We start from the raw sequence: 22435 nt of genomic DNA, 5'->3' as shown, positions 1-22435 counted from the left end.
TCTTAAGCATCGACTCTGATCCCTTCGTTCCTGACGCGTTAAGCCATCAGCAACTCAGTGCCTTGCTGAGAGCGGCGATGGACACATCCGTCCTCCCTGAGGGAAAGCTCAGCGATGACGAACTGCTTCGGGCAGCCCTCACAGCCTGGGCTGATCAAACCCAAGAATTACTGCGTTGGATTGAAGGCCAGGGGGATGCCGTCAGCGATACGAGGACGCCAAAGCAAGTGATGGCTCTTGGTAGCTTCCGAACCCATTTGGTGATGGGTCTCAAAGCACTGCGCTACTCCGAAGGCTGAGACAGCTCTTTTAGACGCCGGGCATCACAACATTCCTCAAGAACAGAAAGAAACTGCTCAGGATCCGGTTGATCATCGATGTCGAACTGTGTGGCCGTGATCACTGTGAAGTTGATCCATGCCTCCACTTCCGGACCACCTGACGCCATCACAAGGTCATAACAGGCTTGGAAATCTGAATCGGGCGCAAGGTCGCGGGCCGCATTGATCACGTCATAGAGCTGATCCAAACCTTCCACTTGTGCCTCAGCAAAGACGGCACGGATGCGGCTCAACATCAGCAGACGTTCTCAAGTTCAACAACGGAAGACTCAGCAATGATGCAGGACTCTTGTTCTGCAAGATCAAGCAATTCTGCATTGAGCTCAAGCAGCATGAGTGCCAGAGACGAAGCGAATTGGATACAAAATGAGTCTTCTTTCACAACACATCAACTTGAATGAGCAAGGTCTAAACAATGCAACGAGCCGACCGTGGATCTCGCAATCTCGCTTTACACAAACACGCACAGTCGGTCGTCAAAGATCAACACGTCTCAAAAGATCAATACAGTCGCGGCGCTCAAGCGGAATCGCTAATTCTCGATGAGTTTCAGGCCGCCACTGGCTCAAGCATGGACGAAATGCTGGGCTGGAAACCGATTTCACGCAGACGTGCGTTGCTGACACGGGCATTGAAGATGCGAGCGCCCGGGCGGTCGTGGTTGTCCCAAATCACGGGGGGGAGGCCTTGGTCGTCACACAGTGCATTGGAAAGCTGACGACGGGTGAACTGGAGATCATCCACAAGGTTGTAAATCCCTTGAAGCCGTTTCCCGAAAGCGAAGTCAACGCCCCGGATGATGTCCTGCAGATGGACCCAGGCATTGATGTGATTGCCGTTTTTACGAACCGACTGGCCCGCAGCACTGCGGATGTAGGACGGGATGTCCTTCCCAGGACCATAAATGCCACCGAGCCGGAGAACACAGGCCTGGGTTGAAGCATCGTTCAAGGCGAGAACAGCTGTCTCGGCACTGGCAAGAAGAGCGTTGGCACTGTTGGAACAATCCAAGGGCGTCAGCTCATTGCAAACGGCACCTGACTGATCCCCATAAACCCCTGCACTGCTCAGATACGAGACATGCAGCGGCCTGCGACCTTGGCGCTGACGCAGGGATTCAACGAGGGCTGGAACAGCCTGGCCATAGACCTTTTCGTATTGATCCTCCTCAAAAGTGGAGGTGGTTGGGGCCATAGCGATCAGAACACCATCAAGACGATCCAGAAAGCTGGCATCGGCCATGGAGTCGCAAGCGTTGTAGATGCGGGGATGGTCGACCACATCGCAAAGTTCAGCCAACCGTCCGGGGTTGGTGGTGGTTCCAACGACCTCATGACCCTGACGTCCTAGATGGACGGCGACAGCAGATCCGACGTATCCACAACCGATAATTCCGAAACTGCCGAGCATGCCTGGTCAAACACCTTTTACAGAATTTAACGAACGGAGATCAGCTTTGCCGTGACAATGGAGACATGATTTCTATGGCCCTCAACCTTCTCTGGGTTGTTCTCGGCGGCCTACCCATGGCTCTGGCCTGGTGGGTTGCAGCATTGATCTGCGCCATCACCATCGTGGGGCTGCCGTGGGCACGGTCGTGCTGGGTGATGGGGCTTTTCTCTCTGTGGCCCTTCGGTTCAGAAGCGGTCAACCGCCGTGATCTCAGGGGTAGAGACGACCTGGGAACGGGGCCCCTCGGCCTGATCGGAAACGTGATTTGGTTCCTTGTGGCTGGGTGGTGGTTGGCCCTGGGTCACCTCAGCAGTGCATTGGCCTGCTTTGTCACGATCATCGGCATTCCCTTCGGCATTCAGCACATCAAACTGGCGTTGATTGCTCTGGCCCCCGTCGGCATGACAGTTGTGAAATCCAAGGGCTTGGACTGATCAGAACAACAATTGAACCAGCCAGACCATGGCTAAACCCAGCACGCCAGCCAGCAACAGTCCGCCGACCAGGAAAGCGATACCAGCGGCCAGTCCGATCCTGGCCATGGTGTCTGGATAAAGAAGAAACAAGGTCAGCCCCAAAGCCAAAGGCCAGAGCGGCGGAATCAACAGACAGACGCCCGTCAAAATCACCAGCTTTCGATCACGCCGTTTCCTTGTTTCCACTCGCGTGGCCACGGCGTCAGCGGCACGATCAAGCTCAGCCTGCTCATCTTCACTGAGCCACCGCCCAAGAGCCTTGGCACGATCAAGCTCGTCCTCAAGCCGCTCAGTGGGATTCCGGTTGTTCATCCAATCACCTTAAACAGGCTGGACTGGCAATCACATCGACTTTGGATTCAAGGCGTGCCAACAAATCCATCAACATGGTTATAGGTAATCTTATCTAGGTATTTACCCGCCGAAATAAAATAATTGCCTTAAGAGAAAAACCAGCATAGTGTCGCCTAGCGAACCGATGAAAGACATGCTAAGTAGAACTCTTGAATCACCAAATGCAGCTCAAGCCTGTGTAACTGAATCTCAAGTCAATGCCTATTTTGAATGCCTAACCCTCTGCAATCTTGACGATGGCAGCTGCTACGAACAATGCATTCTTGTACATCTAAAAAGTGAGGATGAGTCATGAGAACCTTGAATCATCAAAGACAAATCGGCGTTGCATCCCTGGTGTCAACAATTGCTGTCGCCCTTCTCGTCATTGGTTTTATGGGAATGGCTCAACACATCAATGCCAGCGTGCTCTGAACGATCTGGTTACTTCTGACGCTTAAAGGTGTAGCAACCACCGTGGTATCCGGTGAAGGGTTGGGCATAGGTCACAAGCTCCCAACCCTGCTCACCCAACTCATTCATCAATCCCACCAGACTGACATCACGCTGCGGATGGTTTCTAGAAATCAGCTGGCGATCATCCAGCCAGAGCTCCTCAATTTCGCCGGTCCATGTCTTACCACGGGGTACGAAGCGCAACTGGGTGTATTCCCACCGCATTACCAAGCATCAACCGAACGATGCACCATCTTCGCCGCAGAAGGCACCGACTGGGGTGCACAATTCAAGAACATGCTGTTCTGTGATGCGTCGCCTGCTCGCTCAGCTCCTTGTACTCATCAGCCTGATCACCATCACACCCGGCTGGTGCGGAGCCTTGGAGGTGACACTGCAAAGCATTGATGGCAACGGCACTGGCGAATCCATCGGCAGCATCACAGCGCAGGACACCGATCAAGGCCTGGTGATCTATCCCGATCTGTCGGGGCTGACACCAGGGGAGCATGGCTTTCACCTCCACAGCGTTGGCAGCTGTGATGCAGGCGAAACAGAGAATGGCACCGCAGTTGCCGGCCTTGCCGCGGGTGGGCATTGGGATCCTGACGGATCAGGCCAGCACCTCGGCCCCTTCGGCAACGGCCACCGAGGCGACCTGAGCAAGTTGATCGTGGATGACGACGGCAACACAAACACGAGCGTTGTTGCACCACGGCTCAGCACAGCCGATCTCCGGGGCAAGGCACTGATTGTTCACGCTGGTGGCGACACCTACAGAGACGAACCACCCCTCGGCGGAGGTGGAGCACGGGTTGCCTGTGGCGTGGTGCAAGACGATCGCTAAACGATCAGAGCGCTAGCCCCGCCCGATTAACGGTTCACCAACCTCGAGTGCAGGCGACAAACCCTGAGCGCCTGAACGGGGGGTTCCTGACAGAGGGCTCCGAGCTCACTGTTCAGCTGACGGAACAGTGAGAGATCTGCCCCGGGGATCGATGGAAACATGAGGAACAAACCTGAGGCGATCAAAACGATCACAGCACTGGTCCAACTCTTACGAGAATCTTAAGCCTGCGTTGATTGTGCATCGTCTTCGTTCCGACAGACCACGGCCATGAGGGAATCAATGTGCAACATCAGACCAACGCGCCAGGCAGCATCCTCATTGCAAGCCTCAATGGTCTCCACCAGAATCGAGCCTCCACGCTCAATGATCAGGTCATAGGCGGGTGGCATCGGATTCGTTGCATGGCCTCTCCATTCAGGTGCCAGAGCTCGTTTGGCACATCCCCCAGCTGAGGGATTTCAACGGAGTGAGCATGATGAAGACCCCGGCTTTCCAAATCGTTGTTCAAGTCCCCCCTACTTCGCCGCGTCGGGATTTATCTCGTGCTCAGCACAGCCGCCGTCACCGTCGTCAATCAGCTGCAGCTTGAGCAGCAGAGTGCCTACCAGATCTATATTCCCATGTTCATTGGGATTTATGTGCTCTCGCGTTGGATCGATAGCCGGTTCAACCAGGCCTCTCAAAACCAACAGATCAACACAGGCGCAGCACAAAAGGAGGGATCACCCTCATCGACCGAGCGAGGCTTCGGAAGTTGAGCCAAGCAATCCCATCAAAAGAACGCCTTGGCGAACGAAAGAGTGGTGGGGCGGTGATCAATCACCGCCCCACCACCCGTTGATTGATCCCGAGGATCAGCGGCGAGGTTCGGCCTTACGAACCGAGATGGCACGCCCCATCCACTCGACGTTCTGAAGATCATCAATCGCCGATTGCTCATCGGCTTCATTGCTGAGATCCACAAAAGCGAAACCACGCTTGCGGCCTGTCTCCCGGTCCAGCGGTAAGGAGCATTTGCTCACTTCGCCGTACTGGCCGAACAGGTGTACCAAATCCTCCCGCTCAGCGTCCCAGGAGAGATTTCCAATAAAGATCGTCAAAAAAAAGACTGGCTCAACACTGATTACCTTCGCACACAGCGAACCGAAGCCGTTCAACGTTCCTTTTTCACATCGAACAGCATCGGCTCAGCGGGGCCCAAAAGGCGCTCTGGATGGGTCAGCGCAATGGCGTGGTCCAGAGAGACCAGAAAGCATCGTTCGAGCGTGAATTCCATAGAAGGCCTTTTATTCGAGCCAAGTTGAGCCTTAACGAAAGCAGGCTTAAGGCAGTTAGGGCCTTGAGATGACTGGACTCAGCGGCACAAAATCAGACGATTTCATCAACGCAGCCAAGGCACGCGGAGAGGCTGCTTTAAAAGACAAACAGCCCAGATTGACCAAGCTGGAAACGGCATTCCGGCATGCAGCGCTGCGGCGTCGGGCTGAAGATGCACGGAAACAGGCTCGCCACTCGTGATGGTCTGATCGGACCAAACTCCCTTAACCGAGAGCGCGTCCTTTCCAGGTCCAGCCACGACCCGTGCGTGTGCGCCAGATCGAAACAGGACCGATCGCACCCACCAGCAAACCACCCACACCCATCAGGTACCAGTACCTGATGGGCACATCAAAGGTGCTGCGCGTCCAGAGCCGCAGCAGCAGCTGCTGAACGATGGCTAGACCCGCCAAAGCCATGAGCCACAACCAAGCGACCGACAGCACGGGCTGAAGCCAAAGCAGAACAAGCGATGTCGGCAACAACAGCCACGGGGCTGTGAACATCAGGACCACCACCAAGGCGGCACCGATGGCTTTGCCTGGATCCCTGTCCAACCCGATGAACCAATTCTTGGTCCACCCCTCCCAGAGGGCAGCGAGGTCGGCATACATCCGAAGGTCGAGCGCATCAAGACCCAGCAAATAGCTAAGTCGATAGCCGCCGGCCTTGATGGCCCGGGCGAGGGCGAGATCCTCCACCACTTCGCCCGCGAGAGCCCGGTGACCGCCGATGCACTCGTAGGTGGATGCCTTAAACAACATGAACGGACCTGCCGCAAACGCCACCGGCGATTGCGGATCGTTGGTTTCAAGGATGGGGAAGCCAAGGCCCAGCAGGCTGGCCATGATCGGCTGCACCATCCACTCCGCCAGGCATCCGCAGCTCAGTCGAGGGGCCAGGCTCAGCAGATCGGCATGCTCATCAACAGCTTGCGCCAGGGACCGCTGAAGAGCATCCGGCTTCAGTCGAACGTCTGCATCAATAAACAAGAGCCAATCGCTGGAGACCTGCTCGACGGCCCTGCTGCAGGCCCAGTTCTTGCCGACCCAGCGCTCGTCGGCAGGTCGGGGGCCCGCCTTGATCAGGCGGAACCGTGAAGCGGTGGAACCGGCCCGGATGGCGTTCTCGACGGTCGCATCTGTTGACTCGTCGTCCACCACCACCACCGACCAATCCCGGCAAGGGGGCGCACTGGCCAGCACGCTGCCCAGGCAGTCAGCGATGTTGTGGGCTTCGTTGAAGGCGGGGATGACCACCGTCAGAGACGTGTCTGGGGCGGGAGCCTCCTGGGCCGGCTTTAATCGCGGTGCGACAGCAAACACCCGTCGCAGACCCAACTGAAGGATCAACAATCCCGCTGAAGCTGCTGTGGCCGTAACGAGGAGCAGCACAGGCTCAAGCAAGGCGAGCGTCACGGCCAGACAACGGTGTGAAGGAGAGCCGTCTCAGTCGACGGATGCTGCAGCTTCCACCATCGGCCACATGGCAGCAAATTCGGCATCCGAAACCACGGCGGTGACATCGAACTGAATACCGAAATCCTTGATCCAAGGGCCGAGGTGCGCCCAGACCTTGCCGATATCACTGGCAACGGCAATTGCCACCCCACTACCGCTGATCGGCTCGCAGACGCGATATTTGAGTGCGAAGCCATCAAAGACATCTCCAGGGGCTCCAGCATTGATGTACTCAGCAAAGCCTGGAGATGACTCCCAAGCCCCCTCCACAGTCGGGAACGTCCAGACAATCAGATAGTGCTGCAAGGTGAAGGGTGCATCCAACTGATTCGTAGCCACGGAATGCAGCCATCAACGCTAAATCGCAACTGAATTCAGCAGTCATTCAGGAGGAGCTTCGCGAACAGCTGGCAGCGGGCTACAGCTGAAATAGGTCTTAGCGCAGTCATGGCTCTCCACGTCGCCAATGAAATGGATGAAGTCGAAGTCGCTGTCTGGTGGGACCTGTCGCGCATCGTCCGTCACTTCGAACGTCAAGGATTGGAGCGACGGGAGGTAAAAGTTGCCGTCATGAATGCGGCGCTTCGATTGATGGCTGATGAAGGGGAACAGAAGTAAGCAGAGCTCTACAACAAAGCTGAGCTGTCATCAGGAGGAGAAATAATTGCGTTGGTTTGCATTCACCTCAACTCCTTTGTCATTTTGGCCATCGGGAGACTGGATCAAGATTGGACTCCTTGATCTAGCGTATGAAACTGCAATAAATTCCTGAAAAACCGAGCTTTAACGAGATACCTTTTACGTTGAGACCATCGCTTGCTGAGAACCGATTGCGGAGATAGAGCGAGACACACGCGCAACGGGATCATCCTTCCAGAAACAAGACTTCTGCCCGTGAACTGTTGCGTCCGAGGGCAGCATTGCGCTGGGGATAACGACTGAAACGATGCAGCTGCATCAAATTGCGGCGGGCCACATCGGCTGTGGCGGCATCCGCCCATTGCTCCAGCAAGGGAATGGCCTTCGCCACCACGCCTTCCTCTTCGCTGTGCAGCAAAGGCATCAGCCAAAACTGACGTCGCGGTCGCTGCGGTTCAGCCGCAACCCATCCTTGTTGGAGGCCCATCAGGGCAACAGCCAACGCCTGTTGATCTCCTGAAAAGGCCTTGGCCTCCCCGCGCCAGATCTGACGGCTGAATTGATCCAGCAACAACACCAAAGCCAGAGCACTGGAGGGCCGATCGGCCCACTCCTGAAGATCACCGGCAAGGGCACGCTCAACCAAAGCACCGAAACGATCCGACACGAGGGCATCGAAGCTGTCGCGGCGACGAAACCACTGCCAGGGACGGCACTGCTGGAACCAGAAGTGCAGAACGTCGTCAGCGGTCAAGACGAACAGCTGTAGTGGGACACCCCTCCAGCACTGAAGAACTCCCGGGGCTTCAAGCGGTCGTAGCGGGCCGCCAGGTCGGGGGAAGGGGTGTCGTAGGGGGCACTGAACAGCTGCTGCAGTTCAGCCATCAGAGAGGTGTTGCCTTCGGCTGCCTGCTGGTAAGCCGGAGCGATCAGCCACTCACGCCAGGTGATCGCCGGATTGACCCGCCGCATGCCCGCGGAGATCAGGGCCGGATCGACGCCATGGGGCCACTGGGCACGCCAGCGTTGCAACCAGTCCTGCCACTGGGATTCGAGGGTCGCCGAGAGGGGCAGATAGAAACAGTCCCGCAGCGGATCGATCTGATCGGGCAGATCCGACAAGCGGCGGAAGAACATCGAATAATCGGCGCTCGACTCCACCAGGAGCTGCAGCAACTCCTGCACCAGTGTTTCAGCGGTGCCGGACAAGCCGAGTTTGCTGCTCCACATCCGTTGCATGGCGTCCTGCATGGCAACAGGGAAACCCTCCAGCAACTGATCGAGTTGGGCCTGGGCCTCCGCCTGACCCTCCATCAGCGTGCGCAGGGATTTCCAGAACATGCGGTAGTTGGCCTCAGCGGCAACCGGCTGGTTGAAAAAGCAGAAATGAGCTCCGCCACCGGTCCAGGGCTGAAAGCGCGGATCGAACAGCTCACAGAATCCGAATGGCCCGTAATCGAGGGTGAAGCCACCGGCGGCGCAGTTGTCGCTGTTGAAGTTGCCCTGGCAGTAGCCAACGCGGATCCAGTTGGCGACCAAGGCCGTGAGGCGATCACGGAACAACTGGGCCAACAGCACAACCTGATCGCAGAAGGGCAGGCGGGGATCGATCTCCTGGCGGTAATTGCGTTCGATCAGGTGCGCCACGATCAGATGCAGCTCCTGGTGCGCCTTGGGATGGGCATCACTGCGGGCACGGCGGGCGAACAACTCCAGCTGACCCACCCGCAGAAACGATGCCGCCACCCGGGTGCTGATGGCCGCGGGGTTGTCGACCATCACGTCCGGGTCCATGGAGCGTGAGTTCTCGGAATACCAGGGGCGACGAACCGTCTCGGCATGGGAGACGTAGAGAGTCAACGAACGGGAGGTGGGCACACCAAGGGCGTGCATGAACTCCTGCGCCAGAAACTCACGAACACTGGAGCGGAGCACCGCTCGACCATCAGCACCACGGCAATAGGGCGTCGGACCACCCCCTTTGAGCTGCATCTCCCAGCGGCGGCCTTCAAACACCCCCTCAAACACCGACATGGCTCGGCCATCGCCGTAGCCATTGCCATTTCCAAAGGGGCACTGCTGGGTGTATTCCGTGCCGTAGATCGACAGGGCATAGCCGGTGGCCCAGCCCCAAGGCCGCATTGGACCGGTGGCCACACGGAGATCGCCTGAGAACATCCGGCGGAACTGAACGTCCTGGGCCAGGTCATCACTGAGACCAAGCTCGCCGAACAAGGATCGGCTGTGCGCTAAGTATTCGGGCTCAGGAATCGGGGTGGGGGTCACCGGCACGTAGTGGCCGGAGAGCACCTGACGTGGTCGGTGGTCCTCCCCATCCGCTGTCGCCTCCGGATCAGGCGTGAGGTTATCCAGCAGGGAATAGTCGGCCCGCTCGGCGAACTCAGCAAACGTGGCGGTGCTCATCGGGCCTTGAAGCTGACATCATCATCGCCAGGACTGGGTCCGGGTGTTTTGACCGATGGCCAACTGTGAGCAGAGGCCTTACACCGAGGGGAGCAAACACGGGAAGCAAACGAGGGAACGATGGGCAAAACCAAGAAACTTGGCTCCGACAGCAGGCAAGAGGAACTGATCACCAGCCTGATCGGCCTGGCCGCCATCTTCGTGGCGACCGCCATCTGGTGGAGCCTGGCTCCCCAGTGGCTCACCAGCAGCTGGCAAAACTTTTAACCCGGCAGCTGCGTCGCAAAGGCGAAATCAGTAGTCAGGCATGGATGTTTCAGCCCGCAAGGTGCACCAAGGCTCAAGCAGAGTCGGGCGACCGCAGTGGGGGCAATCCTGCCCCCGACGCTCCACTTGTACGAAAGGGATCCAGCGGGAGTTGTCCTTCCCCTCGTAGCCACAGTGCTTGCAGTGAATTCGGTACTCAGCCATGGCTCAAAGCGCGGACTTCTCCTGGCGTTGAACGGCTTCATGGGCCTGACGCAGGCCATGCACCATGAAGCAGTAAGCCGGATTGCAGACCAGATAACGCCCTTCACCGATGGCATCGATGGTGGAGCCTCGCGAGGTGGCAAAAATGCGGCTTTTGAACTCCATCCAATCTCCAGGTGCTGACCTCACTGTTGTGAGGACACAGAGCAACGGCAACCCGTGTAAAGGCGCATTTTTTTCAGTGGCTCAGTCGATCCGTTCGCAGTGGTCGCCATCGCACTGCAATCCGCATTGGGGTTGCTTGGCGCCGTACTGCCAAGGACGACGCATCGCCCAATACTCATCCACCAGGCCGAGCAGGTAGGTGCCGATGCGCCGGAGCAGGGAGGCTTCTTTCATCACCTCAAGTTGGCAACAGCAGCACCAGCCTGCAACCGGACGCCACAGAATCGAAGTGGCAAAACGTGGCCTGGATGGGTTAGCCCCGAAGCAGTGCAATCGAGCCATGACCACCACGCAACACTCCAACCATCTGCTGGAAGAGCTCGTCGCCGAGGAAATCGTCTATCAGATTGATCAGATTGCTGAGGAGCTGCAGCGGGAAGGCTGGCCAATCGCCATGGTGAAACGGTTCATGCATGTGGCCGTGGAGCGTCTTCCGGAGTGAGGCCATCCCCCAGGTAGGCCAAACGACTCATCTGGGTCGCTCTGTGGCGCTTTAGACAATCACGAACCGGGGATTGCGTTGACAGTTGGGCAACACCTGCGTCATCCCAGATGAATGTCGTCACAGCCTTTGCGGCCGTTGGCCTCACAGCAGTGTCGTGGGACGAAACCCTCAGCCGGGCCGGAGCAAGGGCATTCCGGCACGCCCTCGACTACCGCGAGCCCTACTGCCGGATGAGTGACAACGAGCTGGTGTTGCTGATGGATGCGGTGCTGGCCATGCGGCTGGAGCGGGGCACCAAAGCTCTGATGGTGGAGGCAGCCAAAGTGCTCTCGGCCGATCAGGCCCTCACGGCCTACGCCATGGCCTCGGAACTGATGCGCTCCGACGGGCCCTATTCAGCCGAGGAGCGGCGCCGGCTTGATCTATTGGCCTTGATGCTCTCCATTTCTCAAGTGGAAGCTGAGCGCATCGATTCGGTCTTCGACTTGCTGCATGCCCCCCTGGAGTCGTCCTGCAAGGCACCAGCCGCAATACCGTCAGCCGTCAGCTGAGGGCGATCGCCCCAAGATCAAGCTGGATGTGCAGCCGCTCAGCACCAATACAGAGGATCAGGCAGCACGCTTGTCATCACCGAACCAGATGCCACGGCGGCTGTCGGGCAGACGAACGACGGCGCGCTCATAGCGTTGACGGCAGCTGCGGGAACGGAGATGGTCCTCAGCCTCCTGAAGCAGCAGTTGCAGCCTGACGTCATCCATGGAATTGCCTTGATGCCAACCCATTCAGGCCACGATCTGAGCAGCGTCAAGGGCCTGGGGGAAGGGCCAAGGCAGCAGTCAGCCTGGGTAGGCCACGTTCAACTCCTCCGATCCATAGCGGAGCAGAAAGTCCGCCTCGGATTGCTCGGAGAGCAATAGACAGGTGTGGTGGTTGTAGCCCGTTCGGTAGCAGTAGACATCAAGCCCCTCAGGGTTGCGATTGGAGAGAATGATTTCTCCCGTCCGAAGCACGTAGCGCGTCGACATCACGATCCACCAACTGATGCCTTCGAAATAGCGCTGATCAAGTGGAACCAATCACCTCTGTGCTGAGCTGCTCACCGGAATCATTCGGTGTCGACCCGGATGAAAAAACGACTTTCCACGTCCATCTCCCCCTGCTCATCGACCTCGGGATCGCCCTCCACCAACTCCACGGCGAAATCTTTGTCGTCTAATTCATGAACAACGCTCTGACCATGCACCAGGTTGTGGACGAGCAGGAGTCGTTTCATCGGTGAACAGAGGCGCCATTCCACCGGTTGGTAGCAACAGGTTGATTGGAACAGGTTGATTGGAACAGGTTGATTGGAACAGCCCTTCAACGTTCAGCGGAAGCCGAAACCATCACCAATCGGCTGCTTGGCTGAATATTCCCGCGACAACGCATCAAGCATCAGAGCGATGTAGCGGTCATCCATTCCGATGTCTTGCTTCAGCTGCCGCATCATGTTGTTGATGCTCTTGAAGGTGTCTGGAATGTGATGGTCCAAATGCTCCTTGGTGGGTTGGTAGGGCATTGGAGCAAAAAAAATTCCCCGTGGAACCTAAGGGGCCACAGGGAGAAATGTTGTTTCTGCTGAACCAGAAATGAAATCAATCCTCTTCTTCAGAACCACCCACGGGAATCAGGCGGATCTGCTTACGTCCCAGCTTGATTTCGTATTCATCGCCAGGCTGCAGTTCAAGAATGGCGGTGTAGGCCTTACCAATCAGCAGATTGCCGTTGCCCTGAACCACAGCTTTGTAAGAAAGCTTGCGACCACCCTTACCAACACCGGATCCACCGGTAGAGAAAGAGAGGCCTTTGGCTTCCAGCAGAGCCTCGTAGAACGCCGTGAATTTCACCTGTTCAGAGCCGTCTTTCTTGGTGACGACATAGCCACAACCTTTGGCCAGATCTGTTTTGGCGCAATCGCCAAGTTCCTTGACGCGGTTGAGCAATTCAGCTCCGGTAAGCATGGGACTGTGAGAACGAGACCCACGTATTAGACCCCATATTTGCAAGATCACAAGGGGATAAAAAAGCTGATTTCAGTTGATTTGCTCGGAAGTCTTTCAATACCGCAGGCTCGATCGATAAACCCGATCGATGAAGCCGACCGATGCAACGGATTGCGAGCAAGAATCAAGCGACAAACTCGATCGCCGTGGGTGGATGGTTTGACACAGCCATCAAATGCCAACAGATGGAATCGAAGATTGAACGAGATGACAGACACCGACTCTCAGTTCCAATCAGATCCTGATCAGGGGGGCGTCGGTTGGTTGGTCAACACGAACCAACATCAGGTTGTGAGTTTCAGACCAGATCCAACTCCAGAAAACGCTTGCTGGCTGTCAATCAGGACGGATCACCATGAACCTCCACGTCCGCTTGCACCAGTCAGCCATCGACGCGCAGCGCAGGACGACGCCATCAAAACCCGAGCAGTTTCGTGGTTGTTGTTACTGGATCGGCATTCAATGGCTTCAATTTGACAGGAATCCAGAGATTCAAGCTGTAGAAGCTGAATGGCGATCGATAGGTTGCCCGTCAGGAACAGGTTCAGTTGTGAGCGTCAGTTCAGTTCAACCCGCCCAAGCCATCACTCCACCCACAGTTCATGGCGCCTGGCAGCTGTTGAGCTACAGCGTGGAAGAACAATCCAATGGCAACACCTTTGCGCCAATGGGCGATCACCCCACCGGATATGTGATCTTCACACCGGAAGGACGTCTCTCCTTCATGCTCTCGGCCGAAGGACGGCAACCAGGAGCCAGCGCCGAGGAGCGCTCGTCTCTGCTGAGCAGCATGATTGCCTACACCGGCATTTATCGCCTGGAGGGTGATCGCTGGATCACCAAGGTGGATGTGGCCTGGAACCCCGAGTGGGTTGGCACCGAACAGACCCGATTTTTCTCAATCGACGGTGATCTGCTCACGGTGCACACTCCCTGGAGGGTGATGCCCAACTGGCCCGAAAAAGGGCTGACCCGCAGCATTGTTCGCTTTCAACGCTGCCGCTGACGCCCTTAAGCCACAGCTTTCAAGCCACCGTGTCACCCTTCTGCCCACCACAGGCATGGCGAGGTTGGTATCCCTGCTGTTCGGCCAGATAACGGAGATAGACGATCTGATGACGATCCGGCATCCCGACGGCGGCGATCAGACCCAACGGACCAAACAACAGGCCAGCCAACAACCAGCGGTTGCTGTTGCGTGCCTTCTGGGCGGCAACAGTTTTGGACAAACCAGCGCTGATCAAATGGGAGACCAGCACCATGACCAGGAACTTGAGATCCACAGAGTTGGCGCAGCACACACCTTCAGGTAGCCAGCACCTGCAGCACTGTCAGCCCTAAAACAGCCATTCCCCCACTGCTGCGATGACGACCATTCCCCTCCCCAGCACGGGCGCCGTGAGCGGACTGGGGGAAACCCTGGCCTTTTTCACCCAAGCCGACTTCGCCCAACGGCGGTTCCAGGCCTACGGCGATGTATTCGAAACCAAGCTGCTGGCCCAGCGCATGGTGTTCATCCGTGGTGAACGGGCCATCGCCGACCTGCTGGGCCAGGGCGATGCCCTGGAGGGTTGGTGGCCCGACAGTGTGCAGCAACTGCTGGGCAGCAAGTCGCTGGCGAACCGCAATGGCACAGGCCACAAAGCGCGCCGGCGGGTGGTGGGGCAACTGTTCTCCAGCGCTGCTCTGGCGCGCTACACCCCTTCGATTCAGCAGTTGGTGGAAGAGCTGTGCCAGGAGCTGGTCACCGCCGAGAAACCTTTGCCGCTGGCGGCACGGATGCGCCGCTTCGCATTTGCGGTGATTGCCACCACGGTGCTGGGGCTGGATGGCGCTAGCCGCGATGCCCTGTTCGCCGACTTCGAGATCTGGACCCGGGCCCTGTTCTCGATTCCGCTGGCGATCCCGGGAACACCCTTCGCCAAAGCCATGGCCGCACGTCAGCGTCTGTTGCAGCGGATCAAGGCTGAGCTGCAACGGGACAGCAAGGCAGGGGGCCTTGATCTCCTAAGTGGCGGACTGGATGAAGCCGGCATCCCCCTGGACGATGACGACCTGGCCGAGCAACTGCTGCTGCTGCTGTTCGCCGGCTACGAAACCACCGCATCGTCACTGAGCTGCCTGTTTCGAGCGCTGCTACTGAACCCGGAGATCGAGACCTGGTTGCGGGAGGGATTGGCTGAAAGCGTGACGTCGCCGCGGCTGGATGCCACGGTGCTGGAAGTGATGCGGCTGACGCCTCCGGTGGGAGGGTTCTTCCGTCGCAGCCTGGCGCCGATCACCCTGGCGGGGGTGGCCATTCCGCAGGGCAGCGTGGTTCAGGTGGTGTTGAGCCCGGCATCCGACAACGACGACGCAGACCTTGCGGCATTCCGGCCGCAACGGCATCTGGATGGATCCTTCGGGCAAACGTTGTTGCCCTTCGGCGGCGGCGAGCGGGTCTGCCTTGGCAAGGCACTGGCGGAACTGGAGATCCGCCTAATGGCGGTTGGCTTGCTCCAGGCGGTGGAGCTGCAGCTGCAGCCAGATCAAGACCTGGCTCTGCAGCTGATTCCCAGCCCCAGCCCGAAGGACGGCCTGCTGGTTCAGGCGGCAGCGCGGTGACGACGGCGGCCCAGAGGTTCGATCCAATCCACCAACACCTCCTGGTGGCGCAGCATCGGCTCAGGCAGGCGACAGCCGAGGTTGATCTCTCCCTGGTCCATCAGGCGACCCAGCCGAATCGCAGCAGCTTCTTCCGGACGGGCAAAACTGCTCTGGTGCGAGGTCAGCCAGCTCACCTCATGCTCGGTGATCACTCCGGTGGACAGGCTCTCGAGGAAAATTTCTCCGACAGTCATGAGAGTCGTGTAACGAATTCGTTACATCCTGGCGCGTTCGGCCAGGAGTCGCGACTCCGATCAGCTCAAGCCAGCCACTGGTCGGCATCCATCACCTTCTTGATCAGGAGACCGAGGCGCTTGAACTCAGCGAAGTTCACATCCTTCACCGCCTGATCGAGGCCGCAGTCGACCCAGGAACCATTGCGCTTTTCCTCAATGGTGAAGTCCTGCTGGAGGTTGTCGCGGCGGATTCGATAGGTGATGCCGTCTTCGTGGAGGTAATCGGCGGAAACCAGCTGAAGACCCATCAATCGCTCGCGTTAATCCAGCGATGGTGCCGCGAAGGTGTCAGCTACCGCAACAATCCAGCGGGCCGCTGCAGCTGTCACCTGTTCCTTGGTGACGCTGAACTCAAGGTCGTGACCCTGCTCGAGCAGATCGGGAATGATCGTTTGCCAGGCCATGCCAGCGGCACTTGCATTGAGATCGCCGATCAGCACAAAAGCCTTGGCCGCCCCGGTGACGGCATCGGTGTACTCAGGATTGGCACTCACCTTGCTGCGGTACCAGTCACCCACCTGATCACGCTGGGCCTTGCTGAGGAACGGCGGAGCACCGACGAGATAGGCATCGAGCACGAGCATCGGGCTGGGCACACTTCTGCCGGGGTGCTTGAGCTCGAACCAGGCCTGGCCGATGGAAGCGGCATCGGGCCAATGGCAGAGGATCGCGGCGTCCTGACTGTCGAGAGTCCGCTGGGCTGCCAACTGATCAATGCGCTCAAGCAGTGCGGGCCCAGTGAGCGGCGGTTCACTTCGGGCGTGCTCGGCCCGCACTTCATTGATGGCCTCGGCTACCGCAGCCTCATTGCCGCTGAGCTGCTCAAGAGCCCGCTTGAGATTGGCGTCGGCGTCGGCTGGGCTGGCCAAGGAACATCAGGCAGGGGCACTAACCAAGATCTCATCTCCGCTTCACGCGCTGACGGAAATAAGAAAGGGAGCGACTGCCGAAAGCAAGCCTGGCCAAGAGATCCACTCAAGAATCAAGCAACAGCCAAACATCACTAACTCCGATGGCGAACGCATCCCATCGGAGCAAGAGCAGATCCACTACTGATAATTTTCCACTTGCAAGTTATATCCAGAAACCAAAAGATTTTTATCAAGACAGGTCTCAAATGGAAATTTTGGCGACGAATATTTGATTAATCGCAGATGAACATCAACAGGCGCATAGCCGTTCTGCAGGCATTGTTGGAAAAACTTAGTCACCGCAACTTCGAGCAATTGAGTTTCAAAGAGAGCAGTCACCTGGCCACTCTCGTGCACCAAGAGCCCGAAGTAATGCATCAAACGATTCAAGAGCGACGAGATCTTACGGAAGCGTGGATCATTTTCAATGAGTATTCATACCCAGGGGCAGCCCAATAGGCCTGAGGGCACCGCCAGCGGCTCAACAGCGCCGCCATTAAAAAAGGGCAAGAGAGTTAGCTCTCCTGCCCTTTTTGTCTCTCAGCTCAGTGCTGCAAGCAGCAATGAATCAGAAGCGGCCGTAGTTGAACTTGCCGCCATACATCCGACGGTAAGCAGCGTTGCGGGGGTTGCTGACTGCATTCATGTAGGAGAAGCCACCACGATCACTGTCGTCTGAGTAGACGGCAGCAGCAGCAAAGGAACCGAGATCCATGCTGAAGCGCTTCACCAGCGAAGGACCGGTGTACATGGCGTTTTCAGAGCTGGCGTTTGCCGGAGTGATTTCGGCCATGCCAACAAAGGTGGAGCAGGAAGCCCGTGCTTCCGACTTGAAACCACGCAGGTAGGGAACCGTGTCAGTTCCGAAGGTTTCGAGATACTCCTCAGAGCGGACGAGGCTGTCGACGAAAGCGTCGAAGCCCTCTTCAGCGATCAGCTGAATGCCAGCACTCACTTCCTTCTGATCGATGGGAGGACGCCCCAGCAGGTGCTTGGTGGTGAGCTCGATGCCGCGCATGGGAGACACGGCGTGGAAAAACTTCTGCTTGTAGAGCTCAGATTTGACCAGGCCGGCCATGAAGCCCTGCACATTGATGCGGCCATCACAGAGGAAGGCCTCCAGTGAGACGAGACGCTGGTTAGAGGAGATGCCGATATTGCCGAACACCTGCTTGTAACCCGCGCTGATGGCAGCTTCCAGAGCCTGGCTGCCCGTTGAGGCATAGGAGTGGTTGATCGCCGAGAAGGGGCACTCCTCATGGATCCGAGGGCCCATGCCAATGCCCATGGCGGCGCATTGGTTTTGCTTGTACTCAGCAGGTGTGGATGCCGCCTTGCGCTTGTTAGAGCTGGCACTTTTGGTTGCGTCCACGGAGTTCGCAAAGGCGAAGGACACCCGCTGTTCGTGGGTGAAATCCCGCTTGTACTTCAGGGCTGGCATCCGAGGAAACAGTGAAATCAGATCAAAGATATGGCGATCTCTTAATTGTTGGAGATGAACTTAGTAATAGTTAAAAGCTGGGTTGCTCGCCCCAATGGCGTTGGCTGACTCACCCCACAACGAAGGCCTGGTCTCGCTCAAAACGCAGCGTCGCCAAGGGCTCTTGGTCAACCGCAGACAACGGTTGAACTTGAATCTCAACCGCCGTTGCAGTAACGAACAGCTTCGGACTGAGACCTGCCCTCTGCCACGACAGCCTCAACGCAGCCATTGAACAAACGGCTTTCCTGCTTCACAGCACACAAACCGAAGGCAATGGCCGCCAACGACACGGCTGAAACAACGGTGGCGGAGATCTGAATCACGCCATAGGCGAGCATCGCCCGCTTCTTGCCGTTGCAGGACTGCTGGTTGGTGGTTTGCTCGGACATCACAAAAAAGCAACGCAGAGACCCTATGGATCCAGCGACGGCGACCGAAGCGGGATGGCGACCGTGATCACCGAACAGGCTTGCCGAAGTGAGTGAAGCAAGTGAATCAGCCGAGGGGATCGATCAAGCCATAAAGCAGTGCCATCACCGCCAGCTGGGTGCGATCAGCAGCACCAAGTTTGTCTTTGGCATTCATCACATGGGTCTTCACCGTTTCCACCGAGATGCCGAGGCTGCTGCCAACCCCCTGGTTGGTGAGACCTCGGGCCACCCCCGCCACCACCTCCAGCTCCCGCTCGGTGAGGTCTTCAATCAACGCGGGCAGATTCGGGTTCGGCGCCTGGGCCGCGCCAAGGCTACGAATCTCCTCAGGGAAGTACACGCCTCCTTCAGCGAGGGTGTGGAGTGCTTGAACGAAATCACCCTTTCCTGTGCCAAGGCTTGATTTGAAGATCACGGCGTCGGCATAGGCCTCCATCGCCTCCTGCACCACGGCCTGGGTTTCGCGCACCAGCACGATCAGGAGCTGACAGGTGGGCAGCTCCGCCTTCACCCGCCGCAGCAGATTCATGCCGTAGCCGGTTTCGAGATCCGCACTGCAGATCAGCAGGCTCGGCCGGGTGCGCAGCACCAACTCGAAGCCCTCCTCCTCGGTGGTGGCGGCGCCCACCACGGCACGGCGAATCGGCTCCGCCAGGCAGAGACAGGTGAGGGTGAGACGGTCACCGCAGCAGACCACCACCCGCTGGTTCTGAAAGAACTGCGCCGTCGCTTCGATGGCTTCGCTTAACGCGCGCGACTCAAGCCGCAGCTCCATCCCAAAACATTCAGATAACCACCTTTTAGCGGCGTTTGGATGGCTCAGCTGCAGAGCTATCCCGACGAACAACGCCACGGATGCAGTTGGGATAGCGCTCACGCCCCAATCGCCAGGCCTGGGCGGCATCGGCAACCTGCACCGTTTCGGTCTGCAGCTCGCCCTTGCGCTGAAGGATCAAGTCGTAAACCGGGGGCATAGGAAGCAATGGCGCGCTTCTTTATTGAGCCCCAACAGCAGAAGAATCACATCCCTCAGTTGGGGGAGTCATCGGGGCGAGACCATCCCTCAGATGAGGGAGTCGTGATCAGAACAATCCCAGGAAGCTGCTCGCGTGCCTCAAGGGCCGACACGTCAACTCTCTTTCATCTTTTCAATGCATCGATTCAAGGCTCTCCTGATGGCCAGCAGCATTGCGGTGGCCGGCATCAGCAACCTCACCCTGATGACGAACCCCGTTCAGGCCGAGACCTATAACGCCCTCTGCGGCGACAGCGGTTGCAGCATCAGTGTTGATGGGCGCGGAATCTCGGGGCCCGGTGGATTCATCCCCAGTGAACTGGTGTCGAAATGGACAGTGGGCACCGACAGCGGCTACCACGGCGGCAAAGGCGTGGCCGGAGGCCTGGGCGGAGCAACAGCAGGTGCCGTCGGGGGAGCTTTACTGCTGGGGCCGATCGGTCTGCTCGGTGGCCTGATCGGAGGAGCGATGGCCGGCTCCGGCGCCGGCAAGGAATTCGAGGGGTACTTCACCGTTGTTGGATACAACAAAAAAGGAGAGAAGATCTCAAACTCCTTCCGCTTCATCAATAAGAAACCGGCGAACCGATTGCGCACAGCCCTGCCAGCGGTGACCGGCCTTTCGATGGGTGAGGAACGCACCGCCGACGAGCTGGAGGTGGCTTACGCGGCTTACAGCCAAGGCAAGGCAACCTCGACGGATGGATTGCCGACACGTCTCGGCATGAATGGCGCAGTCGCCTCGGCAACGCCGATGAAGCCAGCAACGAAAACCACAGCGCCATCGTTTACAGCTCAGAACGCCTCCAAACGATCGAACGAAACACCGACCTGGGAGGCCTACCTGAACGACCGCAAACTGGTGGCCTGGGCTGAAGCTAACCCGGAGGTAGCTGATCAACTACGGCAAAAGCTGGTGGCCAAAGGGCAGATCAACTCCTGATCCAAACAAGCCATCCGCCTGTGCTGATGGCTGACAACCGGGCCCTGGCTGCCAACACTGAAGGCAGGTTCTGGGGCGCTGGCGCGATGACGAGTCAAGGGCGTTGGTCGCGGCGGGCCCTGCTGCGGATGCTCGGGGCCGGCATCGCCACGGCAGGGGCCGGCCCGCTATTGCCGAAGGGCGCCAGAGCTGGCAGCGCCCCAAGCCGTCAGGCCTGGGCGGCCCTGGAACAGCAACTCCAAGGCCGGCTGCTGACACCGCAACTGCCCTGGAGCAACGCCAGCGCCGGCGTGCTGCAGAAGCTGCGCAATCCCTTCTGGATCCAGGACCAGCCGATGGGCCTGCAATCCACCGGCTGGCTGGGGGGCTGGCAGGCCGCCGCCAGCAGCCGGGCGATCGCAGCGGAGTCCGCTGAAGACCTGGCCGCTGGGGTGCGCTTTGCCCAGCAGCATCGGCTCCGCCTGGTCGTGAAAGGAGCTGGCCACGACTACCTGGGCCGCAACTGCGCGCCCGATTCGCTGCTGCTCTGGACCCAGCCGATGCGCGGCATCCAGGTGCACGAGGCCTTCCTGCCCCAGGGAGCTCCTGCAGGAACGACAGCGCAGCAGGCGATCACGGTGCAGGCGGGGGTGCGTTGGCTGGAGGTGTATGTGGCCGCCACCGCAGCGGGCCGCTACGTGCAGGGGGGCGGTTGCACCAGCGTGGGCGCCTGCGGCGGCTTCATCCTCGGCAGCGGCTTCGGCAGCTTCTCCAAGCGCTACGGCTCAGGTGCCGCCGGGTTACTGGAGGCGGAGGTGATCACCGCCGATGGCCGGATCCGGCGGGTGAACCAGCACCAGGATCCGGAGCTGTTCTTCGCCTTGCGGGGCGGCGGTGCCTGCAGTTTCGGCGTGCTCAGCTCGATCACGCTGCTGAGCCATCCGATCCCCGAACGGCTGGCCCTGGTGACCGGTGGGGTGAAAGCGGTGGATGACGCCGCCTACCGCGAGCTCATCGAAGCGGTACTGCGCTTCTACCCCCGCCATCTGGATAACCCGCATTGGGGCGAGCAGATCCAGTTCAACCCCGACAACAGCCTGGGCTTCCTGCTCACCGCCTTGGACCTGCCGGACGCGCAGGTGCGCAGCAGCCTCGACGCACTGCTGGAACCGTTCCGGGCCCAGCCCGATCGCTTCACGGTGCAGCCGGAGTTCACCTTCATGCCGTTCAAAGACATCTGGAATGCCGAAGCCTGGGAGCGCTTGAAGCCGGGGGCGGTGATCCGGGACGACCAACCCGGTGCCCCAAAAGGACGGTTCTGGTGGGAGGGCAACCAGGGAGAGGTGGGGGCCTTCTGGAACAGCTACGACTCACTCTGGATTCCCACCCAGGCGCTGAGGGAGCGGCCGGAGCAAGTAGCGAACGCCTTCTTGGACGCCTCACGCCATCGCGGTTTCACCTTCCAGATCAACAAGGGGCTTTCGGGGGAAGCCGCGGAAGCCCGGCAGCGCGATCGGGCCACAGCCCTGCACCCGGATTGCTACGGCGCCGCAGCGCTGGTGATCTGCGCGTCGTTGCAGCAGTACCGCTACCCCGGCCTGGCGGGCCATGAACCCGACATCCAACAGGGCCAAGCGGAGGCAGACCGCGTGCAGCGGGTGCTGGCCACGCTGCGCCGGGTCTTCCCCAAGGCCGGCACCTATGGCAATGAAACCGACTACTTCCTCAAGGATGCGGGCCAGGCCCAGTGGGGGCCGCACCTGGAGCGGCTGCAGGCGATCAAACGACGGGTGGATCCCAGCAACCTGTTCCGGGTGCACAACGGCATCGGCAACCTCCAAGGCTGAATCGCACAAAGCA

Annotated in this window: 38 protein-coding genes; 12 read left to right on the top strand and 26 right to left on the bottom strand. The window is 58.7% G+C overall.

Features of this window, described 5'->3' with window-relative positions:
- Positions 1-77: 77 nt before the first annotated feature.
- Positions 78-299 (top strand): hypothetical protein, encoded by a 222-nt coding sequence (locus DXY29_RS00310; RefSeq protein WP_244279252.1) that lies wholly within the window; start codon positions 78-80, stop codon positions 297-299.
- Here the strand turns inward: DXY29_RS00310 and DXY29_RS00305 are convergent.
- Positions 284-577, bottom strand: a complete 294-nt coding sequence (locus DXY29_RS00305; RefSeq protein WP_115021885.1) for a hypothetical protein — start codon at positions 575-577, stop codon at positions 284-286. The two genes, DXY29_RS00310 and DXY29_RS00305, sit on opposite strands and share 16 nt — an antisense overlap.
- A gap of 313 nt (positions 578-890) precedes the next feature.
- Entirely contained in the window at positions 891-1751 is an 861-nt protein-coding gene (locus tag DXY29_RS00300; protein ID WP_115021883.1) for an SDR family oxidoreductase, read from the bottom strand.
- A gap of 65 nt (positions 1752-1816) precedes the next feature.
- Between DXY29_RS00300 and DXY29_RS00295 the strand changes: the two genes are divergently transcribed.
- The gene (locus tag DXY29_RS00295; protein ID WP_115021881.1) at positions 1817-2227 is read left to right on the top strand and encodes a YccF domain-containing protein; all 411 of its coding nucleotides are present in this window, start codon (positions 1817-1819) and stop codon (positions 2225-2227) included.
- Here DXY29_RS00295 and DXY29_RS00290 read toward each other — a convergent pair whose 3' ends face one another.
- Together DXY29_RS00290 and DXY29_RS00285 are read right to left on the bottom strand one after the other, a co-directional pair.
- Positions 2228-2581, bottom strand: coding sequence for a hypothetical protein (locus tag DXY29_RS00290; protein WP_115021880.1), 354 nt, complete (start codon positions 2579-2581; stop codon positions 2228-2230).
- A gap of 465 nt (positions 2582-3046) precedes the next feature.
- Positions 3047-3283: a hypothetical protein gene (locus tag DXY29_RS00285; protein ID WP_115021878.1), complete on the bottom strand. Its 237-nt coding sequence runs from the start codon at positions 3281-3283 to the stop codon at positions 3047-3049.
- A gap of 85 nt (positions 3284-3368) precedes the next feature.
- Between DXY29_RS00285 and sodC the strand changes: the two genes are divergently transcribed.
- Positions 3369-3905: a superoxide dismutase family protein gene (gene sodC, locus DXY29_RS00280; RefSeq protein WP_115021876.1), complete on the top strand. Its 537-nt coding sequence runs from the start codon at positions 3369-3371 to the stop codon at positions 3903-3905.
- A 221-nt stretch (positions 3906-4126) separates the two neighbouring features.
- On the opposite strand, the gene DXY29_RS13235 is transcribed toward sodC, so the two are convergent.
- Complete coding sequence (locus DXY29_RS13235) at positions 4127-4297, bottom strand: hypothetical protein (RefSeq protein WP_170951181.1); 171 nt, start codon at positions 4295-4297, stop codon at positions 4127-4129.
- Positions 4298-4408: 111 nt separating this feature from the next.
- On the opposite strand from DXY29_RS13235, the gene DXY29_RS00275 reads away from it, so the two are divergent.
- Positions 4409-4666: a hypothetical protein gene (locus DXY29_RS00275; protein WP_115021873.1), complete on the top strand. Its 258-nt coding sequence runs from the start codon at positions 4409-4411 to the stop codon at positions 4664-4666.
- Between the two features lie 96 nt (positions 4667-4762).
- On the opposite strand, the gene DXY29_RS00270 is transcribed toward DXY29_RS00275, so the two are convergent.
- From DXY29_RS00270 to DXY29_RS00260, 3 genes are all read right to left on the bottom strand, one after another.
- A complete protein-coding gene (locus tag DXY29_RS00270) occupies positions 4763-5008 on the bottom strand; it encodes an RNA-binding protein (protein ID WP_115022097.1) in 246 nt (81 codons plus the stop codon).
- Between the two features lie 441 nt (positions 5009-5449).
- Complete coding sequence (locus DXY29_RS00265) at positions 5450-6643, bottom strand: glycosyltransferase family 2 protein (RefSeq protein ID WP_115021872.1); 1194 nt, start codon at positions 6641-6643, stop codon at positions 5450-5452.
- 30 nt (positions 6644-6673) lie between these two features.
- Positions 6674-6991, bottom strand: a complete 318-nt coding sequence (locus tag DXY29_RS00260) for a DUF3303 domain-containing protein (protein WP_115022096.1) — start codon at positions 6989-6991, stop codon at positions 6674-6676.
- 141 nt (positions 6992-7132) lie between these two features.
- Between DXY29_RS00260 and DXY29_RS13230 the strand changes: the two genes are divergently transcribed.
- Positions 7133-7303 (top strand): hypothetical protein, encoded by a 171-nt coding sequence (locus DXY29_RS13230; RefSeq protein WP_166017014.1) that lies wholly within the window; start codon positions 7133-7135, stop codon positions 7301-7303.
- A gap of 247 nt (positions 7304-7550) precedes the next feature.
- On the opposite strand, the gene DXY29_RS00255 is transcribed toward DXY29_RS13230, so the two are convergent.
- On the bottom strand, positions 7551-8078 hold the full coding sequence (locus DXY29_RS00255; RefSeq protein WP_115021870.1) for a DUF924 family protein: 528 nt from the start codon (positions 8076-8078) through the stop codon (positions 7551-7553).
- Positions 8075-9748, bottom strand: a complete 1674-nt coding sequence (locus tag DXY29_RS00250) for a protein adenylyltransferase SelO family protein (RefSeq protein ID WP_115021868.1) — start codon at positions 9746-9748, stop codon at positions 8075-8077. Before DXY29_RS00250 ends, DXY29_RS00255 begins: the two co-directional genes overlap by 4 nt.
- A 120-nt stretch (positions 9749-9868) precedes the next feature.
- Between DXY29_RS00250 and DXY29_RS13225 the strand changes: the two genes are divergently transcribed.
- On the top strand, positions 9869-10015 hold the full coding sequence (locus DXY29_RS13225) for a hypothetical protein (protein WP_170952064.1): 147 nt from the start codon (positions 9869-9871) through the stop codon (positions 10013-10015).
- Between the two features lie 27 nt (positions 10016-10042).
- On the opposite strand, the gene DXY29_RS13220 is transcribed toward DXY29_RS13225, so the two are convergent.
- The 3 genes from DXY29_RS13220 to DXY29_RS13210 all read right to left on the bottom strand — a co-directional run bounded on the left by DXY29_RS13220 (position 10043) and on the right by DXY29_RS13210 (position 10618).
- A complete protein-coding gene (locus DXY29_RS13220) occupies positions 10043-10219 on the bottom strand; it encodes a hypothetical protein (RefSeq protein ID WP_170951184.1) in 177 nt (58 codons plus the stop codon).
- Positions 10220-10222: 3 nt separating this feature from the next.
- Entirely contained in the window at positions 10223-10384 is a 162-nt protein-coding gene (locus DXY29_RS13215; RefSeq protein ID WP_166017019.1) for a hypothetical protein, read from the bottom strand.
- Positions 10385-10465: 81 nt separating this feature from the next.
- On the bottom strand, positions 10466-10618 hold the full coding sequence (locus DXY29_RS13210; protein ID WP_170951185.1) for a hypothetical protein: 153 nt from the start codon (positions 10616-10618) through the stop codon (positions 10466-10468).
- A gap of 106 nt (positions 10619-10724) precedes the next feature.
- Here DXY29_RS13210 and DXY29_RS13205 point away from each other — a divergent pair, with 106 nt between their 5' ends.
- Together DXY29_RS13205 and DXY29_RS00240 are read left to right on the top strand one after the other, a co-directional pair.
- Positions 10725-10886 (top strand): hypothetical protein, encoded by a 162-nt coding sequence (locus tag DXY29_RS13205; protein WP_170951186.1) that lies wholly within the window; start codon positions 10725-10727, stop codon positions 10884-10886.
- Positions 10887-10996: 110 nt separating this feature from the next.
- The gene (locus tag DXY29_RS00240; protein WP_115021864.1) at positions 10997-11440 is read left to right on the top strand and encodes a tellurite resistance TerB family protein; all 444 of its coding nucleotides are present in this window, start codon (positions 10997-10999) and stop codon (positions 11438-11440) included.
- A 57-nt stretch (positions 11441-11497) separates the two neighbouring features.
- On the opposite strand, the gene DXY29_RS13200 is transcribed toward DXY29_RS00240, so the two are convergent.
- The 5 genes from DXY29_RS13200 to DXY29_RS00220 form a co-directional block, all read right to left on the bottom strand.
- Positions 11498-11647, bottom strand: a complete 150-nt coding sequence (locus DXY29_RS13200; RefSeq protein WP_166017022.1) for a hypothetical protein — start codon at positions 11645-11647, stop codon at positions 11498-11500.
- A gap of 78 nt (positions 11648-11725) precedes the next feature.
- Positions 11726-11965, bottom strand: coding sequence for a hypothetical protein (locus DXY29_RS00235; protein ID WP_115021861.1), 240 nt, complete (start codon positions 11963-11965; stop codon positions 11726-11728).
- Between the two features lie 29 nt (positions 11966-11994).
- Positions 11995-12162 (bottom strand): hypothetical protein, encoded by a 168-nt coding sequence (locus DXY29_RS13195; RefSeq protein ID WP_170951187.1) that lies wholly within the window; start codon positions 12160-12162, stop codon positions 11995-11997.
- Positions 12163-12255: 93 nt separating this feature from the next.
- On the bottom strand, positions 12256-12447 hold the full coding sequence (locus DXY29_RS00225; protein WP_115021857.1) for a hypothetical protein: 192 nt from the start codon (positions 12445-12447) through the stop codon (positions 12256-12258).
- Positions 12448-12523: 76 nt separating this feature from the next.
- Positions 12524-12889 (bottom strand): AbrB family transcriptional regulator, encoded by a 366-nt coding sequence (locus DXY29_RS00220; protein ID WP_115021855.1) that lies wholly within the window; start codon positions 12887-12889, stop codon positions 12524-12526.
- Positions 12890-13481: 592 nt separating this feature from the next.
- Between DXY29_RS00220 and DXY29_RS00210 the strand changes: the two genes are divergently transcribed.
- Positions 13482-13937 (top strand): lipocalin-like domain-containing protein, encoded by a 456-nt coding sequence (locus DXY29_RS00210; protein ID WP_115021851.1) that lies wholly within the window; start codon positions 13482-13484, stop codon positions 13935-13937.
- Between the two features lie 19 nt (positions 13938-13956).
- On the opposite strand, the gene DXY29_RS00205 is transcribed toward DXY29_RS00210, so the two are convergent.
- Positions 13957-14214 carry a hypothetical protein gene (locus DXY29_RS00205; protein ID WP_244279251.1) on the bottom strand — a complete coding sequence of 86 codons (258 nt, stop codon included), beginning with the start codon at positions 14212-14214 and terminating at the stop codon, positions 13957-13959.
- 82 nt (positions 14215-14296) lie between these two features.
- On the opposite strand from DXY29_RS00205, the gene DXY29_RS00200 reads away from it, so the two are divergent.
- Positions 14297-15535, top strand: a complete 1239-nt coding sequence (locus DXY29_RS00200; protein ID WP_115021849.1) for a cytochrome P450 — start codon at positions 14297-14299, stop codon at positions 15533-15535.
- Here DXY29_RS00200 and DXY29_RS00195 read toward each other — a convergent pair.
- The 7 genes from DXY29_RS00195 to DXY29_RS13190 form a co-directional block, all read right to left on the bottom strand.
- Positions 15517-15771, bottom strand: a complete 255-nt coding sequence (locus tag DXY29_RS00195) for a hypothetical protein (protein WP_115021847.1) — start codon at positions 15769-15771, stop codon at positions 15517-15519. The two genes, DXY29_RS00200 and DXY29_RS00195, sit on opposite strands and share 19 nt — an antisense overlap.
- Before the next feature lie 65 nt (positions 15772-15836).
- Positions 15837-16061, bottom strand: coding sequence for a hypothetical protein (locus DXY29_RS00190; protein WP_115021845.1), 225 nt, complete (start codon positions 16059-16061; stop codon positions 15837-15839).
- A 12-nt stretch (positions 16062-16073) separates the two neighbouring features.
- Complete coding sequence (locus tag DXY29_RS00185; protein WP_115021843.1) at positions 16074-16682, bottom strand: hypothetical protein; 609 nt, start codon at positions 16680-16682, stop codon at positions 16074-16076.
- Between the two features lie 610 nt (positions 16683-17292).
- Positions 17293-18165: a phycobilisome rod-core linker polypeptide gene (locus DXY29_RS00175; protein ID WP_115021841.1), complete on the bottom strand. Its 873-nt coding sequence runs from the start codon at positions 18163-18165 to the stop codon at positions 17293-17295.
- 197 nt (positions 18166-18362) lie between these two features.
- The gene (locus tag DXY29_RS00170) at positions 18363-18596 is read right to left on the bottom strand and encodes a hypothetical protein (protein WP_115021839.1); all 234 of its coding nucleotides are present in this window, start codon (positions 18594-18596) and stop codon (positions 18363-18365) included.
- A 106-nt stretch (positions 18597-18702) separates the two neighbouring features.
- A complete protein-coding gene (locus tag DXY29_RS00165; RefSeq protein WP_115021837.1) occupies positions 18703-19413 on the bottom strand; it encodes a response regulator transcription factor in 711 nt (236 codons plus the stop codon).
- A gap of 25 nt (positions 19414-19438) precedes the next feature.
- A complete protein-coding gene (locus DXY29_RS13190) occupies positions 19439-19612 on the bottom strand; it encodes a hypothetical protein (protein WP_170952063.1) in 174 nt (57 codons plus the stop codon).
- Positions 19613-19789: 177 nt separating this feature from the next.
- Here DXY29_RS13190 and DXY29_RS00160 point away from each other — a divergent pair, with 177 nt between their 5' ends.
- Both DXY29_RS00160 and DXY29_RS00155 read left to right on the top strand, forming a co-directional pair.
- Positions 19790-20596 (top strand): hypothetical protein, encoded by an 807-nt coding sequence (locus DXY29_RS00160; RefSeq protein ID WP_115021835.1) that lies wholly within the window; start codon positions 19790-19792, stop codon positions 20594-20596.
- Positions 20597-20622: 26 nt separating this feature from the next.
- Positions 20623-22422 (top strand): FAD-binding oxidoreductase, encoded by a 1800-nt coding sequence (locus DXY29_RS00155; protein WP_136987685.1) that lies wholly within the window; start codon positions 20623-20625, stop codon positions 22420-22422.
- Positions 22423-22435 lie beyond the last annotated feature (13 nt).

The sequence above is a fragment of the Synechococcus sp. UW69 genome (assembly GCF_900474185.1).
Taxonomy (GTDB): Bacteria; Cyanobacteriota; Cyanobacteriia; order PCC-6307; family Cyanobiaceae; genus Parasynechococcus.
Note: the sequence above shows the minus strand (reverse complement) of the source record. Positions and strands in the feature narration are given on the sequence as shown.

Bases quoted from the DNA above. Each gene is read 5' to 3' on its own strand.
- DXY29_RS00290 (WP_115021880.1), bottom strand. From the start codon at position 2,581: ATGAACAACCGGAATCCCACTGAGCGGCTTGAGGACGAGCTTGATCGT.
- DXY29_RS13230 (WP_166017014.1), top strand. From the start codon at position 7,133: ATGGCTCTCCACGTCGCCAATGAAATGGATGAAGTCGAAGTCGCTGTC.
- DXY29_RS13220 (WP_170951184.1), bottom strand. From the start codon at position 10,219: ATGGCTGAGTACCGAATTCACTGCAAGCACTGTGGCTACGAGGGGAAG.
- sodC (WP_115021876.1), top strand. From the start codon at position 3,369: ATGCGTCGCCTGCTCGCTCAGCTCCTTGTACTCATCAGCCTGATCACC.
- DXY29_RS13225 (WP_170952064.1), top strand. From the start codon at position 9,869: ATGGGCAAAACCAAGAAACTTGGCTCCGACAGCAGGCAAGAGGAACTG.
- DXY29_RS13205 (WP_170951186.1), top strand. From the start codon at position 10,725: ATGACCACCACGCAACACTCCAACCATCTGCTGGAAGAGCTCGTCGCC.
- DXY29_RS00200 (WP_115021849.1), top strand. From the start codon at position 14,297: ATGACGACCATTCCCCTCCCCAGCACGGGCGCCGTGAGCGGACTGGGG.
- DXY29_RS13200 (WP_166017022.1), bottom strand. From the start codon at position 11,647: ATGGATGACGTCAGGCTGCAACTGCTGCTTCAGGAGGCTGAGGACCAT.
- DXY29_RS00160 (WP_115021835.1), top strand. From the start codon at position 19,790: ATGCATCGATTCAAGGCTCTCCTGATGGCCAGCAGCATTGCGGTGGCC.
- DXY29_RS13210 (WP_170951185.1), bottom strand. From the start codon at position 10,618: ATGAAAGAAGCCTCCCTGCTCCGGCGCATCGGCACCTACCTGCTCGGC.
- DXY29_RS13235 (WP_170951181.1), bottom strand. From the start codon at position 4,297: ATGCCACCCGCCTATGACCTGATCATTGAGCGTGGAGGCTCGATTCTG.
- DXY29_RS00285 (WP_115021878.1), bottom strand. From the start codon at position 3,283: ATGCGGTGGGAATACACCCAGTTGCGCTTCGTACCCCGTGGTAAGACA.
- DXY29_RS00305 (WP_115021885.1), bottom strand. From the start codon at position 577: ATGTTGAGCCGCATCCGTGCCGTCTTTGCTGAGGCACAAGTGGAAGGT.
- DXY29_RS00190 (WP_115021845.1), bottom strand. From the start codon at position 16,061: ATGGGTCTTCAGCTGGTTTCCGCCGATTACCTCCACGAAGACGGCATC.
- DXY29_RS13190 (WP_170952063.1), bottom strand. From the start codon at position 19,612: ATGCCCCCGGTTTACGACTTGATCCTTCAGCGCAAGGGCGAGCTGCAG.
- DXY29_RS00250 (WP_115021868.1), bottom strand. From the start codon at position 9,748: ATGAGCACCGCCACGTTTGCTGAGTTCGCCGAGCGGGCCGACTATTCC.
- DXY29_RS00220 (WP_115021855.1), bottom strand. From the start codon at position 12,889: ATGCTTACCGGAGCTGAATTGCTCAACCGCGTCAAGGAACTTGGCGAT.
- DXY29_RS00155 (WP_136987685.1), top strand. From the start codon at position 20,623: ATGGCTGACAACCGGGCCCTGGCTGCCAACACTGAAGGCAGGTTCTGG.
- DXY29_RS00170 (WP_115021839.1), bottom strand. From the start codon at position 18,596: ATGTCCGAGCAAACCACCAACCAGCAGTCCTGCAACGGCAAGAAGCGG.
- DXY29_RS00175 (WP_115021841.1), bottom strand. From the start codon at position 18,165: ATGCCAGCCCTGAAGTACAAGCGGGATTTCACCCACGAACAGCGGGTG.
- DXY29_RS13215 (WP_166017019.1), bottom strand. From the start codon at position 10,384: ATGGAGTTCAAAAGCCGCATTTTTGCCACCTCGCGAGGCTCCACCATC.
- DXY29_RS00310 (WP_244279252.1), top strand. From the start codon at position 78: ATGGACACATCCGTCCTCCCTGAGGGAAAGCTCAGCGATGACGAACTG.
- DXY29_RS00195 (WP_115021847.1), bottom strand. From the start codon at position 15,771: ATGACTGTCGGAGAAATTTTCCTCGAGAGCCTGTCCACCGGAGTGATC.
- DXY29_RS00225 (WP_115021857.1), bottom strand. From the start codon at position 12,447: ATGCCCTACCAACCCACCAAGGAGCATTTGGACCATCACATTCCAGAC.
- DXY29_RS00300 (WP_115021883.1), bottom strand. From the start codon at position 1,751: ATGCTCGGCAGTTTCGGAATTATCGGTTGTGGATACGTCGGATCTGCT.
- DXY29_RS00295 (WP_115021881.1), top strand. From the start codon at position 1,817: ATGATTTCTATGGCCCTCAACCTTCTCTGGGTTGTTCTCGGCGGCCTA.
- DXY29_RS13195 (WP_170951187.1), bottom strand. From the start codon at position 12,162: ATGAAACGACTCCTGCTCGTCCACAACCTGGTGCATGGTCAGAGCGTT.
- DXY29_RS00165 (WP_115021837.1), bottom strand. From the start codon at position 19,413: ATGGAGCTGCGGCTTGAGTCGCGCGCGTTAAGCGAAGCCATCGAAGCG.
- DXY29_RS00240 (WP_115021864.1), top strand. From the start codon at position 10,997: ATGAATGTCGTCACAGCCTTTGCGGCCGTTGGCCTCACAGCAGTGTCG.